The organism is Marinobacter lipolyticus SM19 (assembly GCF_000397065.2).
Taxonomy (GTDB): domain Bacteria; phylum Pseudomonadota; class Gammaproteobacteria; order Pseudomonadales; family Oleiphilaceae; genus Marinobacter; species Marinobacter lipolyticus.
This window is the reverse complement of the sequence record NZ_KE007306.1, coordinates 16,859-29,989: the sequence shown is the minus strand read 5'-3', so window position 1 is coordinate 29,989 and position 13,131 is coordinate 16,859. Positions and strand designations below refer to the sequence as shown.

General features: G+C 56.4%; 10 protein-coding genes and 4 tRNA genes. 11 read left to right on the top strand and 3 right to left on the bottom strand.

The window, feature by feature from the left end:
- Positions 1-50: 50 nt before the first annotated feature.
- The gene (locus MARLIPOL_RS00125) at positions 51-878 is read left to right on the top strand and encodes a hypothetical protein (RefSeq protein WP_036190212.1); all 828 of its coding nucleotides are present in this window, start codon (positions 51-53) and stop codon (positions 876-878) included.
- Positions 879-887: 9 nt separating this feature from the next.
- On the opposite strand, the gene MARLIPOL_RS00120 is transcribed toward MARLIPOL_RS00125, so the two are convergent.
- Both MARLIPOL_RS00120 and MARLIPOL_RS00115 read right to left on the bottom strand, forming a co-directional pair.
- Positions 888-1,613 (bottom strand): UDP-2,3-diacylglucosamine diphosphatase, encoded by a 726-nt coding sequence (locus MARLIPOL_RS00120; protein ID WP_012136005.1) that lies wholly within the window; start codon positions 1,611-1,613, stop codon positions 888-890.
- Positions 1,610-2,119 (bottom strand): peptidylprolyl isomerase, encoded by a 510-nt coding sequence (locus MARLIPOL_RS00115; protein WP_012136004.1) that lies wholly within the window; start codon positions 2,117-2,119, stop codon positions 1,610-1,612. The genes MARLIPOL_RS00120 and MARLIPOL_RS00115 overlap by 4 nt, the downstream gene beginning before the upstream one ends.
- A 138-nt stretch (positions 2,120-2,257) precedes the next feature.
- Between MARLIPOL_RS00115 and MARLIPOL_RS00110 the strand changes: the two genes are divergently transcribed.
- The 3 genes from MARLIPOL_RS00110 (at position 2,258) to MARLIPOL_RS00100 (ending at position 7,593) form a co-directional block, all read left to right on the top strand.
- Positions 2,258-3,937 carry a glutamine--tRNA ligase/YqeY domain fusion protein gene (locus MARLIPOL_RS00110; RefSeq protein ID WP_012136003.1) on the top strand — a complete coding sequence of 560 codons (1,680 nt, stop codon included), beginning with the start codon at positions 2,258-2,260 and terminating at the stop codon, positions 3,935-3,937.
- On the top strand, positions 3,934-5,316 hold the full coding sequence (cysS, locus tag MARLIPOL_RS00105) for a cysteine--tRNA ligase (protein WP_012136002.1): 1,383 nt from the start codon (positions 3,934-3,936) through the stop codon (positions 5,314-5,316). The genes MARLIPOL_RS00110 and cysS overlap by 4 nt, the downstream gene beginning before the upstream one ends.
- A 96-nt stretch (positions 5,317-5,412) precedes the next feature.
- The gene (locus tag MARLIPOL_RS00100) at positions 5,413-7,593 is read left to right on the top strand and encodes a malate synthase G (protein ID WP_012136001.1); all 2,181 of its coding nucleotides are present in this window, start codon (positions 5,413-5,415) and stop codon (positions 7,591-7,593) included.
- A 183-nt stretch (positions 7,594-7,776) separates the two neighbouring features.
- On the opposite strand, the gene folD is transcribed toward MARLIPOL_RS00100, so the two are convergent.
- The gene (folD, locus tag MARLIPOL_RS00095; RefSeq protein ID WP_012135999.1) at positions 7,777-8,634 is read right to left on the bottom strand and encodes a bifunctional methylenetetrahydrofolate dehydrogenase/methenyltetrahydrofolate cyclohydrolase FolD; all 858 of its coding nucleotides are present in this window, start codon (positions 8,632-8,634) and stop codon (positions 7,777-7,779) included.
- Positions 8,635-8,865: 231 nt separating this feature from the next.
- Here folD and MARLIPOL_RS00090 point away from each other — a divergent pair.
- The 7 genes from MARLIPOL_RS00090 to clpX all read left to right on the top strand — a co-directional run bounded on the left by MARLIPOL_RS00090 (position 8,866) and on the right by clpX (position 13,088).
- Positions 8,866-8,942, top strand: a tRNA-Pro gene (locus tag MARLIPOL_RS00090).
- 33 nt (positions 8,943-8,975) lie between these two features.
- Positions 8,976-9,052, top strand: a tRNA-Arg gene (locus tag MARLIPOL_RS00085).
- A 102-nt stretch (positions 9,053-9,154) separates the two neighbouring features.
- Positions 9,155-9,230, top strand: a tRNA-His gene (locus MARLIPOL_RS00080).
- Positions 9,231-9,309: 79 nt separating this feature from the next.
- Positions 9,310-9,394 (top strand) — tRNA-Leu (locus tag MARLIPOL_RS00075).
- Positions 9,395-9,614: 220 nt separating this feature from the next.
- On the top strand, positions 9,615-10,922 hold the full coding sequence (tig, locus tag MARLIPOL_RS00070) for a trigger factor (protein ID WP_012135997.1): 1,308 nt from the start codon (positions 9,615-9,617) through the stop codon (positions 10,920-10,922).
- Between the two features lie 170 nt (positions 10,923-11,092).
- Entirely contained in the window at positions 11,093-11,728 is a 636-nt protein-coding gene (gene clpP / locus MARLIPOL_RS00065) for an ATP-dependent Clp endopeptidase proteolytic subunit ClpP (RefSeq protein WP_012135996.1), read from the top strand.
- Between the two features lie 76 nt (positions 11,729-11,804).
- Positions 11,805-13,088 (top strand): ATP-dependent Clp protease ATP-binding subunit ClpX, encoded by a 1,284-nt coding sequence (gene clpX, locus MARLIPOL_RS00060; RefSeq protein WP_012135995.1) that lies wholly within the window; start codon positions 11,805-11,807, stop codon positions 13,086-13,088.
- Positions 13,089-13,131: the final 43 nt, after the last annotated feature.

Below are 13,131 nucleotides of genomic sequence, written 5' to 3'. Positions count from 1 at the left end.
GTTTTAATGGCATTCTGGAATAAAAAAGCACGGAGTTGAGGCGTTTAACAATGCGAATGACCGTTGCAGGATTGTTGTTGGGGTTTGCGGTTCTGTTGCTGGTGGCTGAGTTCACGGGGCAGGAGCGCTCACCGCAATGGCATCTCAGCGAAGAAGAGTTCGAGTGGATTGGCCACCAGGTATTCCTGAATGAATGCGCCGGTCGTCGGGAGTGCCTGGTGCACTGGAACGAAGGTGAAGCGTTTCCTTCCCTGGGCATTGGTCATTTCATCTGGTATCCGGAAGGTGTGAACGAACGTTTTGTTGAGAGCTTTCCCGCGCTGCTCGCGTACATGCAGGAACAGTCGGTCGACCTTCCTGAATGGCTCGGGGAGCGTGATACCCCGTGGGCGCCCTGGCCGGACAGGGAAGCTTTCCTGCAAGTCGCAGATAGCCCGCAGGTTGAGGCGTTGCGCCAACTCCTGGCTGGCACAAAGGGTGTCCAGGTGGCCTTCATTTTCGAGCGGGCCCAATCGTCCCTTGCGGCCATTGTCGCCGCGGCACCGGATGAGGAGCGGTCATTGATCCGGGAGCGGCTGGCGGCGTTAACCGCAACGCCGGGCGGTGCCTATGCGTTGATGGACTATGTGAATTTCAAGGGGGAAGGGCTGTCACCCGGCGAGCGGTATCGCGGAGAAGGGTGGGGGCTATTGCAGGTATTACGTGCGATGTCGGGGGCAGCCGAGGGGCCGGTGCTGGCGCAGTTTCGTGAGGCGGCTGCGACCGTGCTGACGCGGCGGGCCAATAATGCCAGCAACCCTATCGAGAAAGAGCGCTGGCTACCTGGCTGGCTCAAGCGGCTCGATACATACCGGGAGCCGCCGGAGTCCTTGCTATGACCGTCTTTCTCAGAGCGGCTGCTTGTCCAGTACAGGTTCTTTTTCAGGCTCGACAGTAAGCCACCAGACATGTTTGTCCCAGTCGCCCAGCACAATGCGACGGGCGGGCTTGCCATTGGCTTCCAGCTGATGCTCCGCAGGGCGGTGGGTGTGGCCATGGATCAGCCGTTGAACGCCATGCTCTTCCATGACTTTGACCACCTCTTCGGGGGTCACGTCCATGATGAACTCTTCCTTGCCCTGGTTTTTCGCCATGCTGATCTCCCGTAACTGACGGGCCATCTGCTGGCGGTCTTCCAGCGGGCGCTGGAGGATCATCTGCTGCCACTGCGGGTTACGCATGTTCTTGCGGAACTTCTGGTACTCCACGTCAGCGGTACACAGGCTGTCACCGTGCATAAGCAGGGTAGGGGTGCCGTAAAGGTCCACCACGGTGGGATCGTCCAGCAATGTGGCTCCGGCGCGAGCGCAAAAGTCCTCACCAATCAGGAAATCACGGTTACCATGCATCAGGAAAATGGCGGTGCCACTGTCGCTGAGGGCTTTCAACGCCTGGGCAACCTGCTCCTGCAGAGGGGTGCGCTCATCGTCCCCGATCCAGGCCTCAAAGAAATCACCCAGGATGTAGAGTTGATCCACACCCCGGGCGCGATTTTCCAGAAACCCAAGAAACGCGTCGGTGATGTCCGGCCTGGACTCTTCCAGGTGAAGGTCGGATATGAACAGCGTGGTCACGCTGCGCCTCCGTCCTCGACTACCTCCGCCTTTTCAATCATCACGTCTTCGGCGGGAACGTCCTGATGTCCGGAGCGCATGGTGGTGCGTACGGCGCGGATGGCATTGACCGTGTCCATGCCCTCAACGACCTTGCCAAACACGCAGTAGCCCCAGCCTTCTGCATTCTTGGCGGTGTGGTCCAGAAAACCGTTGTTTTCGACGTTGATAAAAAACTGGGCCGTCGCGGAGTGCGGGTCCATGGTGCGGGCCATGGCCACGGTACCTTGCATGTTGCTGAGCCCGTTGTCGGCCTCGTTCTGGATCGGTTCACGGGTCTTGCGTGGTGTCATGCCCGGCTCGAATCCGCCGCCCTGTACCATGAAGTTGCTGATAACACGATGAAAAATCAGCCCGTCATAAAAGCCGTCGCGCACATATTGCTCGAAATTCCTGGCGGTTTCCGGGGCTTTTTCGTAGTCCAGTTCCAGTGTGATGTCACCGTGGGAGGTTTTCAGCAGAATCATCAGGGTTTCCTGTTCAGAAGGTTGAAAATAGATACGGAGCTTATTGTACTGAAGAGTTTCAGCGTGTGCATGAGTTAGGGCAGTATTTGTGAGTATAATACGCGGTTTCAGATCCACTCCCTGTTAACTAGAGAACCTATGAGCGCCGAGTCGAAGAAAGCCCATAACTTTATTCAGAGCCTGATCGAAGACGCGATTGCCAAAGGCGAACACACCGGCCAGGTCGTGACGCGGTTCCCGCCAGAGCCGAATGGCTACCTGCACGTTGGGCATGCCAAGTCCATTTGCCTGAACTTTGGTATTGCCGAGACTTTTGGTGGTGAGTGCAACCTGCGTTTTGATGACACCAATCCCGAGAAGGAATCCCAGGAATACATTGATGCCATCAAGCAGGACGTGGAGTGGCTGGGCTACACCTGGGGCGGCGACGTCCGTTACGCCTCCGATTACTTCGATGCCATCTATGACTTCGCCGAAGAACTGATTACCAAGGGCAAGGCCTATGTCTGCGCACTGACTGCGGACCAGATGGCAGAATTCCGTGGTTCCCTGAAGACTCCTGGCAGGGACAGCCCTTATCGGGACCGCCCGATTGACGAAAGTCTCCAGCTGTTCCGTGATATGCGTGATGGTAAATATCAGAACGGTGAGTTGGTGCTGCGGGCCAAGATTGATATGGCCTCACCCAATATCAACCTGAGGGATCCGATTCTGTACCGTATCCGCTACGCGGACCATCACCAGACCGGTGACAAGTGGTGTATCTATCCGATGTACGACTTCACCCACCCGATTTCCGATGCCATGGAGGGTATTACTCACTCCCTGTGCACGCTGGAATTCGAGGATCATCGGCCACTGTACGACTGGGTGCTGGAGAATATTACCGCCCCCTGCCAGCCACGGCAGATTGAATTCGCCCGGCTTAACCTGAATTACACCATCACCTCCAAGCGCAAGCTCAAGCGTTTGGTGGATGAAGGTTTCGTAGACGGCTGGAACGACCCGCGCATGCCCACCATTTCCGGTATGCGCCGCCGCGGCTACACGCCGGAATCCATCCGCACCTTCTGCGACATGATCGGTGTCAACAAGGCCGGCGGTACCGTGGATGTGGGCATGCTGGAGCATGCCATTCGTGAGGATCTCAACACCCGTGCGCCCCGCGCCATGTGCGTGATGCGCCCGCTCAAGGTCACCTTGACAAATTATCCGGCAGACAAGACGGAAACCCTGGTGTTGCCGGTTCACCCGCAGAACCCGGACATGGGGGAGCGGGAAGTGACCTGGAGTCAGACGCTGTACATCGACCGTGAAGATTTCGTCGAGGAGCCGCCCCGAAAATGGAAGCGTCTGGCGCCGGATCAGGCGGTTCGTCTGCGTGGTGGATATGTCATGACCTGTCGCGAGGTTATCCGGGACGACAGTGGTGAGATTGTCGAACTCAAGTGCGAATACGATCCGAATACACTGGGCGTGAATCCGGAAGGCTACAAGCCGAACGGGGTTGTTCACTGGGTGTCTGCCACGGACAGCGTCGAGGTCGACATCAACCAGTACGACCGGCTGTTCAACCACGAGTCTCCGGATAGTGACAAGGACAGTGATTTCGTCGACCACATCAACCCGGAGTCCCTGGTGCGCCTTAGCGGTGCCCGAGCCGAGAAGGGCTTGGTGGCGCCCCGTACGGATCTGCCGTACCAGTTTGAGCGTGAAGGCTATTTCTTCTGTGACCAGGAACTAACTGAAAGCGCTGGTCGTCCTGTGTTCAATCGCACCGTCACGCTTCGTGATTCCTGGGGTAAGGGGGCCAAGTGATTCGTATACACAACACGCTCACGCAGCAAAAGGAAGAGTTCAAACCCATCGAGCCGGGCAAGGTGCGCATGTATGTGTGCGGCATGACCGTGTACGACTACTGCCACCTGGGCCACGCCCGGGTGCTGGTGGCTTTTGATGTGATCACCCGTTACCTGCGCCATCGTGGTTATGACGTGCACTATGTGCGCAATATTACCGATATTGATGACAAGATCCTGCGCCGGGCGGACGAGAACGGCGAGGTTTACACCGACCTGACCGAGCGCATGATTGCGGCCATGCACGAAGATGAGGCCCGCCTGGGCGTGCTCTCGCCGACGGAAGAGCCCCGAGCCACCGCTTACATCGATGAAATCATCGCCATGATCCACAAGCTCGTCGCCAGCGGCCACGCCTATGCAGCGGATAATGGCGATGTTTACTTCGCTGTCGAGTCGTACGAAGACTATGGCAAGCTCAGCAAGAAAAAACTGGAAGATCTGGTGGCCGGTGCCCGGGTGGATGTGCAGGAAGCCAAGCGCAGTCCGGCGGATTTCGCTTTGTGGAAAGCCGCGAAGACGGGTGAGGTGAGCTGGGAATCCCCCTGGGGTAATGGTCGCCCGGGTTGGCACATTGAATGTTCAGCGATGTCCAACTGCTGCCTGGGTGAAACCTTTGATATCCATGGTGGCGGGCCGGACCTGCTGTTCCCACACCACGAGAACGAGATTGCCCAGTCCGAATGCGCCAATGGCCAGACTTTCGTGAACACCTGGATGCACGCCGGTGCCATCCGGGTGAACAAGGAGAAGATGTCCAAGTCCCTGGGTAATTTCTTTACCATTCGGGAGATACTGGAGAAATACCCGCCGGAGATCGTGCGGTACTTCCTGGTTTCCAGCCATTACCGCAGCCAGGTGGATTATTCGGAAGAGAGTCTGGCGGAGGCCGGCCGTACCCTGACCAAGCTGTACCACTCATTGCGTGGGATTATTCCCGCCAAGGATGTGGCGGCAACCGAATATGACAAGCGCTTTGAAGAGGTTATGGATGATGATTTCAACACCGCGGGAGCCATAGCCGTGCTCCATGCCGTGGCTAATGAAATCAATCAGCACCGTCGTGAGGGTAAGGAAGAGGAGGCCAGGCAGGCGGCGGCTGTGCTGGTCCGTCTCGGTGGTGTGCTGGGACTCTTGCAGCAGGACCCGGAAGCCTTCTTCCAGGCGGACGCCGGTGGAGAGCTGACCGCCGAGGACATTGAGGCCATGATTCAGGCCCGGGCGGAAGCACGCAAGGCGAAAAACTTCGCCGAAGGTGATCGCATCCGCGACGAACTGGCGGAGAAAGGCATCATTCTTGACGATTCTCGTGAAGGAACGACCTGGCGCCGGGGCTGACCTTGTACGGATTTTCACGTACAATCCGGCGCTCACTTTGGAACAACTCCCCGTGTCAGAGGGAGTCGGGAAATTAACCCACTGAGGCAGACAACGATGACAGAACGCGTACAAGTCGGCGGCATTCAGGTCGCGAAGAATCTGTATGATTTCGTGAACAACGAAGCGATTCCGGGCACCGGAGTTGATGCAGACAAATTCTGGGCTGAATTCGACAAGATCGTGAACGAGCTGGCGCCGCGTAACCGCGAACTGCTGGCCAAGCGCGATGCCATTCAGGAAAAGATGGACAGCTGGAACCGTGACCACAAGGGTCAGAAGCTGGACATGGCCGAGTACAAATCCTTCCTGAAAGAGATTGGCTACCTGGTTGACGAGCCGGGCGAGTTCAAGATCTCCACATCCAATGTGGATCCGGAAGTGGCCACCATGGCTGGCCCGCAGCTGGTGGTTCCGATCATGAACGCCCGTTTTGCTCTGAACGCAGCCAACGCCCGCTGGGGTAGTCTGTACGATGCGCTGTACGGCACCGACGCGATCGCCGAAGAAGGTGGTGCGGACAAAGGCCGTGGCTACAACCCGGTTCGCGGTGCCAAGGTTATCGAGTTTGCCCGCAACCTGCTGGACAGCTCCGCTCCTCTGGCCTCCGGCAGCCACAAGGATGCTGCCAAGTATCTGGTTGAAGGTGGCAAGCTGGTGGTCAAGCTGCAGAACGGTGAAACCACTGGTCTGAAGGACGAAGCCGGCTTTGTTGGTTACACTGGTGCGGCTGATGCGCCCACGGGTGTGCTGCTGGTCAAGAACGGCATGCACTTCGAAATCCAGATTGACGCCAGCCACCCGATCGGTAAAGACGACGGCGCCAACGTGAAAGACGTGCTGATGGAGTCAGCCCTGACCACCATCATGGACTGTGAAGATTCTGTTGCAGCCGTGGATGCGGACGACAAGGCGCTGGCCTACCGCAACTGGCTCGGCCTGATGAAGGGTGATCTGCAGGAAACCTTCGAAAAGGGTGGCGAGCAGCTGACCCGTAAGATGAACGCTGACCGTGGCTACACTGCACCAGATGGCGGCGAGCTGAACCTGAAAGGTCGCAGCCTGATGTTCATCCGTAACGTAGGTCACCTGATGACCAACCCGGCGGTCCTGCTGAAAGATGGCAACGAGATTCCGGAAGGTCTGATGGATGGCCTGATCACGTCGCTGATCGCCATTCACGATCTGAAGGGCAACGGCAAGTTCCAGAACAGCACCACCGGCTCCATGTACATCGTGAAGCCGAAGATGCACGGTCCGGAAGAAGTGGCGTTCACCAACGAATTCTTCGGTCGTGTTGAAGACGCGCTCGGTCTGCCGCGCTTCACCCTGAAAGTCGGCATCATGGACGAAGAGCGTCGTACCACCGTGAACCTCAAGGCCTGCATCCACGCAGCCAAAGAGCGTGCGGTATTCATCAACACCGGCTTCCTGGATCGTACCGGTGACGAAATTCATACCTCCATGGAGCTGGGTCCGTTCATCCGTAAGGGGCCAATGAAGCAGGCCACCTGGATCAACGCCTACGAGCAGTGGAACGTGGACATTGGTCTGGAGACCGGTTTCCGTGGTGTGGCGCAGATCGGTAAAGGTATGTGGGCGATGCCAGACCTGATGGCCGGCATGCTGGAAGCCAAGATCGGTCACCCGAAAGCTGGCGCCAATACTGCCTGGGTACCGTCTCCGACTGCTGCCACCCTGCACGCGACTCACTACCATCAGGTATCCGTCGCCGATATCCAGAAAGAGCTGGAGAGCCGCACCCGCGCCAACCTGGACGACATCCTGACCGTGCCGGTCATGGACGATCCGAAGTCCCTGTCTGCGGAAGACATTCAGCAGGAGCTGGACAACAACGCCCAGGGTATTCTCGGTTACGTTGTGCGCTGGATCGACCACGGTGTTGGTTGCTCCAAGGTGCCGGACATCAATGATGTTGGCCTGATGGAAGACCGCGCCACCCTGCGGATTGCATCCCAGCTGCTGGCTAACTGGCTGCACCACGGCATCTGTTCGGAAGAGCAGGTTATGGAAACCATGAAGCGCATGGCCGCTGTGGTCGACAAGCAGAACGCCGCTGATCCGGCGTACCGTCCGATGGCGGGGAACTTCGATGACAGCATCGCCTTCCAGGCAGCGCTGGATCTGGTTCTGAAGGGCCGCGAGCAGCCGAATGGCTATACCGAGCCACTTCTGCACGCATACCGCCTGAAGGCAAAGGCCAAGTACGGCCAGTAAGCTTCAGGAATGAAAAAAGCCCCGCTTTAGAGTGGGGCTTTTTTTGTGTGGGCACCTTCAAGGAGGTGTCGGATTACGGCTACGCCTAATCCGACCTACGGGAGGGGCAATCCAGAGTCAGTGCATGTAGGTCGAATTAGTAATTGTAGGTCGGATTAGGCGAAGCCGTAATCCGACAGTGTTTCAGTCTTTGTGCAGCACATTCGCCGCATACAGGGTATTCTCCAACAGCGTCGCAATCGTCATCGGCCCCACACCGCCAGGCACTGGGGTGATATAGGCTGCTCGTTCCGCGGCGGCCTCAAAGTCCACGTCACCTCGTAATCTGCCATCCTCCATGCGGTTGATGCCCACATCGATCACCGTGGCTCCGGGCTTCACCCATTCGCCCTTAATCAGGCCGGGTTTGCCTACAGCGGCAATCAGGATGTCGGCTTCGCTCACGAACTTTTCCAGGTTCGGAGTGAAGCGGTGGCAGACAGTGATTGTGGCACCTTTGAGCAGCAGTTCCATGCTCATGGGGCGGCCTACAATGTTGGATGCGCCGACAATGACTGCGTGCTGACCCTTGTAGGGGGTTTCAATGCTGTCCAGCAGGGTGATGACACCTGCGGGTGTGCACGGGCGAAGAGCCGGCTTACGCTGCATCAGGCGACCGATGTTGTAGGGGTGGAAGCCGTCCACGTCCTTGTCGGGGCGAATCTTTACCAGGATCGGGTCGGCGTCAAGATGGTCTGGCAGTGGCAGCTGCACGAGAATGCCGTCAACGGTCGGGTTCTCGTTGAGTTCTTCTACCAGTGCCTCCAGGGATTCCTGGGAGGTATCTTCCGGAAGGTCATAGGATAGGGACAGGATGCCCGCCTCGTCGCATGCCTTACGTTTGTTGCCTACGTATACCTGCGAGGCGGCATCGTTGCCGACCAGTACCACGGCGAGCCCCGGGGCTCTCAGTCCTTGCTGTCGGCGGGCTTCCACGCCGGCGGCAACCTGCTGGCGAACCTTGGCGGCAATCTCTTTTCCATTGATCAGTTTGGCGCTCATGTCTTTGTCTTGTCGGTTGGGCATAAATGAAGGCTGCGCATTGTCTCATGCTTCCGTCGGAACTCCAATTGGAGGTATGCTTGGAGAGCAGGGCAGGGGAACTTATTCTGCTGTCGTTGGTCACTTAATCCGTTGCCGCTTAAATCAATTTTCAATTCTGTGTTGACGGCAGGGTGCGGCGCCGGTAATATGCGCGCCAACTTTGCTGAGGCACTTGTTGTTCAGTTCAGACGGGGTATAGCGCAGTCTGGTAGCGCGCCTGCTTTGGGAGCAGGATGTCGGGAGTTCGAATCTCTCTACCCCGACCACTTTTCTGGATATTCAGGTGGGCGAACGGTCAAGCGCCCGTAGCTCAGCTGGATAGAGCATCCGCCTTCTAAGCGGATGGTCGCAGGTTCGAGTCCTGCCGGGCGCGCCATAAAGTCGTGAGCTTGGTCAGCACCGGAGTCGCCGAACCAGCAAAGTTTAAGTTTAAGTTTAAGCGAACAGATGTGAGTGCCGAAAGGCATGTCCCGATGTGGTGGACGTAGCTCAGTTGGTAGAGCTCAGGATTGTGACTCCTGCGGTCGAGGGTTCGAACCCCTTCGTCCACCCCACTTTTCTTTCAGGCTTGATTTCCGCGTTTGTTGAGTTTCATGATGGCAGTTAGTCATTGGTAATTCTTCATTCTGTTGTGCGAGAGTGGCGGAACTGGTAGACGCGCTGGATTTAGGTTCCAGTGGGGCAACCCGTGAGAGTTCGAGTCTCTCCTCTCGCACCACCCCCTTTCTTTTTTCGTTTTTGCCCCCACTTCCTGAATAGCAAAGCCCCGATGTCGTCGCAATCACTGAAAGTGGCTGTGACAGGTGATTCTCTCGGTGGGGCAAACCGTGATAAACTACCGGCTTTTAATTTTCGGTCCTTCTGAGGGAAGCCTCTCTGGGACGGACTTTTAGGTTTAATTTCATTCACATACTGAACCTGTAATTTGAGGATCTTCCATGCAAGTGTCTGTTGAAACGACCTCCAACATCGAGCGTCGCATGACGATTGGTGTGCCCGCCCAGGAAATTGACCAGGCGGTCCAGAAACGCCTGCAGGAAACTGCCCGCACTGTACGCCTGAACGGTTTCCGCCCGGGTAAGGTGCCCATGAGCGTGGTTAAGCGTCGTTTCGGTGCCAGTGTTCGCCAGGAAGTCGTTGGCGAGGTTATGCGTGATACCTACATCAAGGCGCTGCAGGAGCAGGACATCAATCCGGCGGGCTGGCCGAAGCTCGAGCCGACCGTGATGGAAGAGGGCAAGGATCTGGAATTCGTTGCCACATTTGAAGTTTTGCCGGAAATCGAACTGGGTGACCTGAGCAAAATCTCCGTCGAGAAGCTGACCTCCGAGATTACCGACAAGGACATCGACAGCATGATCGATAACCTGCGTCGTCAGCAGGCCACCATGAAGGAAGTCAAGCGCAAGTCCAAGAACAAGGACATTGTAACCATCGACTTCAAGGGCTTTATTGATAGCGAGGAATTTGAAGGCGGCGCTGCTGAAGGGCATCGTCTGACCCTCGGCTCCGGCCAGATGATCCCGGGCTTCGAGAAGGGCATTGTCGGCGGCAAGGCCGGTGAAGACCTGGAAATCGAAGTAACCTTCCCTGAGGATTATCAGAATGAAGACCTGGCGGGTAAGCCGGCCAAGTTTGAAATCAAGATTCACAAGGTTGAAGAGCCGCAGCTGCCTGAGCTGAATGAAGAGTTCTTCAAGAAGTTCGGCATTGAGGCGGAAGACGAAGCCACTTTCCGCGAGGAAGTGAAGAAGAATATGGAGCGTGAGCTCAAGCAGGCGGTTTCTAACAAGGTCAAGAACGACGTGGTTGACGGCCTTCTGGAAACCACCGAGCTTGATATCCCGACTGCCCTGGTTGATCAGGAAATCGATCGCCTGCGTCAGGATGCGGTTCAGCGTTTCGGCGGCCAGGTTGATTTCCAGCAGCTGCCCAAGGAAATCTTTGAAGAGCAGGCCAAGCGCCGCGTAAAGACAGGCCTGCTGTTCCAGGAAGTGGTCAAGAAGAACGACCTGAAGGCCGATCCGGCCAAGGTTGACGAAAAGATCCAGGAAATCGCGTCAACGTATGAACAGCCTGAAGAAGTGGTTGCTCATTTCAATAGCAGCCCCGAGCAGAAGTCCCAGATTGAATCTTCCGTGCTGGAAGATCAGGTGGTTGACCATGTGCTTGAACAGGCTAAGGTCAAAGAGAAGAAGGTCAAATACGAAGAGGCCGTTCAGGCCGGTCAGCCTCAGCAGGGCTGATTGCTTCGGGACCTTGAATTGAGGTCCTGTTGGCCGAAATAGGAAAACAGCCGGCATGTCCGGCTGTTTTCATCTTGGCCCGGTGCTGGCAAAGTATGTAGGGTGTAGAAGACTGATAACGTAGTGGCTTGAAGCCACGCCCCATTGTCCAGAAGGAGTTCAGGCACATCATGATGCAAAAACCTGTTGATGGTCCCGCAATGGTAACCAGTTCCGGCCTGGTTCCGATCGTTATTGAGCAAACCGCTCGTGGTGAGCGTTCCTTTGATATCTACTCCCGGTTGCTCAAGGAACGGGTGATCTTCATGGTGGGTCAGGTTGAAGACCACATGGCGAACCTGATTGTCGCTCAGATGCTGTTCCTGGAATCCGAAAACCCGGACAAGGATATCCATCTATATATCAACAGCCCGGGTGGGTCCGTGACTGCGGGTATGTCCATCTATGACACCATGCAGTTTATCAAGCCGGATGTCGCCACGCTGTGTGTGGGGCAAGCCGCGAGCATGGGAGCGTTCCTGCTGGCCGGTGGTGCCGAAGGCAAACGCGCGTGTCTGCCGAATTCCCGCGTGATGATTCACCAGCCGTTGGGCGGTTATCAGGGCCAGGCAACCGATATCGAGATCCATACTCGTGAGATCCTGAAGATTCGTCACACCCTGAATTCGATCCTTGCGCACCACACCGGCCAGGAACTCGATACCATTGCCAAGGACACGGATCGCGACAACTTTATGGATCCTCAACAGGCGAAAGACTATGGCCTGATTGATTCTATACTTGATAAGCGCGTACCGAATAAATAATACTGAAGGTAATCGCATCATCCTTGGCCGGCGTATTAGCCAGTAACGCCGGCAAACCAAGATCAGAGGTATTTCAATGGCAGATGAAAGAAACGGCAGGGGCGACGATAACGGCAAGTTGCTCTACTGCTCGTTTTGTGGAAAGAGCCAGCATGAAGTCCGTAAGCTCATTGCAGGGCCCTCGGTGTTCATCTGCGACGAGTGCGTTGACCTGTGCAATGACATTATCCGCGAAGAGATTCAGGAAAATACGCAGGAAGAGGCCAGTGATCGTCTCCCGACACCTGCTGAAATCCGCGACACTCTGAACGAGTATGTTATTGGTCAGGATCGCGCCAAGGTTGTGCTTTCGGTAGCGGTCTACAACCACTACAAGCGCTTGCGTTACGGCGAGGGCAAGGCAGAGGTAGAGCTGGGCAAGAGTAATATCCTGCTGATTGGTCCTACCGGTAGCGGTAAGACCCTGCTTGCCGAGACCCTGGCACGCATGCTCAATGTGCCATTCACCATTGCGGATGCGACCACGCTGACAGAGGCGGGTTACGTCGGTGAAGACGTTGAGAACATCATCCAGAAACTGCTTCAGAAGTGCGATTATGATGTGGACAAGGCCCAGCGCGGCATTGTTTACATCGATGAGATCGATAAGATCTCCCGCAAGTCTGATAACCCGTCCATTACCCGGGATGTATCTGGTGAGGGCGTGCAGCAGGCGTTGCTGAAACTGATCGAGGGTACGGTTGCCTCAGTGCCGCCACAGGGTGGCCGGAAGCATCCCCAGCAGGAGTTCCTGCAGGTAGACACCGGTAACATGCTGTTTATCTGTGGTGGTGCGTTTGCTGGTCTGGACAAGGTGATTCAGGAACGTTCCGAGCGCAGCAGCATCGGCTTCTCTGCAACGGTCAAGAGCCCGGACGACACCAAGAACACCGGCGACATTATCAAGGATGTCGAAACGGAAGACCTGGTGAAGTACGGCCTGATTCCGGAATTTGTCGGTCGTCTGCCAGTGGTGGCAACGCTGACTGAGCTGGATGAAGAGGCGCTGGTTCAGATCCTGACAGAGCCGAAGAATGCGCTGACCAAGCAGTACCAGAAGCTGTTCGATATGGAAGGTGTGGAGCTGGATTTCCGTGAGGATGCGCTGAGGGCGGTTGCTCGTAAGGCCATGGAACGGAAAACCGGTGCCCGCGGGCTGCGCTCCATCATGGAGGCAACCCTGCTGGATACCATGTACCAGATTCCGTCCGAGCACGATGTCACCAAGGTTGTCATTGACGAGAGTGTTATCAGCGGTGATTCCGAGCCGTTCAAGATATACGCTGGTAATGACCACGCCAAAGCAGTTCCCGAGGACTGAACCAGTCCCGGAGTTCCGTAAGTAATAAAAAGGGGCGGCGACG

Coding starts and splice junctions, on each gene's coding strand:
- folD (WP_012135999.1), bottom strand. CDS start 8,634: ATGAGCGCCAAACTGATCAATGGAAAAGAGATTGCCGCCAAGGTTCGC.
- MARLIPOL_RS00125 (WP_036190212.1), top strand. CDS start 51: ATGCGAATGACCGTTGCAGGATTGTTGTTGGGGTTTGCGGTTCTGTTG.
- tig (WP_012135997.1), top strand. CDS start 9,615: ATGCAAGTGTCTGTTGAAACGACCTCCAACATCGAGCGTCGCATGACG.
- clpP (WP_012135996.1), top strand. CDS start 11,093: ATGATGCAAAAACCTGTTGATGGTCCCGCAATGGTAACCAGTTCCGGC.
- MARLIPOL_RS00115 (WP_012136004.1), bottom strand. CDS start 2,119: ATGATTCTGCTGAAAACCTCCCACGGTGACATCACACTGGAACTGGAC.
- clpX (WP_012135995.1), top strand. CDS start 11,805: ATGGCAGATGAAAGAAACGGCAGGGGCGACGATAACGGCAAGTTGCTC.
- MARLIPOL_RS00100 (WP_012136001.1), top strand. CDS start 5,413: ATGACAGAACGCGTACAAGTCGGCGGCATTCAGGTCGCGAAGAATCTG.
- MARLIPOL_RS00110 (WP_012136003.1), top strand. CDS start 2,258: ATGAGCGCCGAGTCGAAGAAAGCCCATAACTTTATTCAGAGCCTGATC.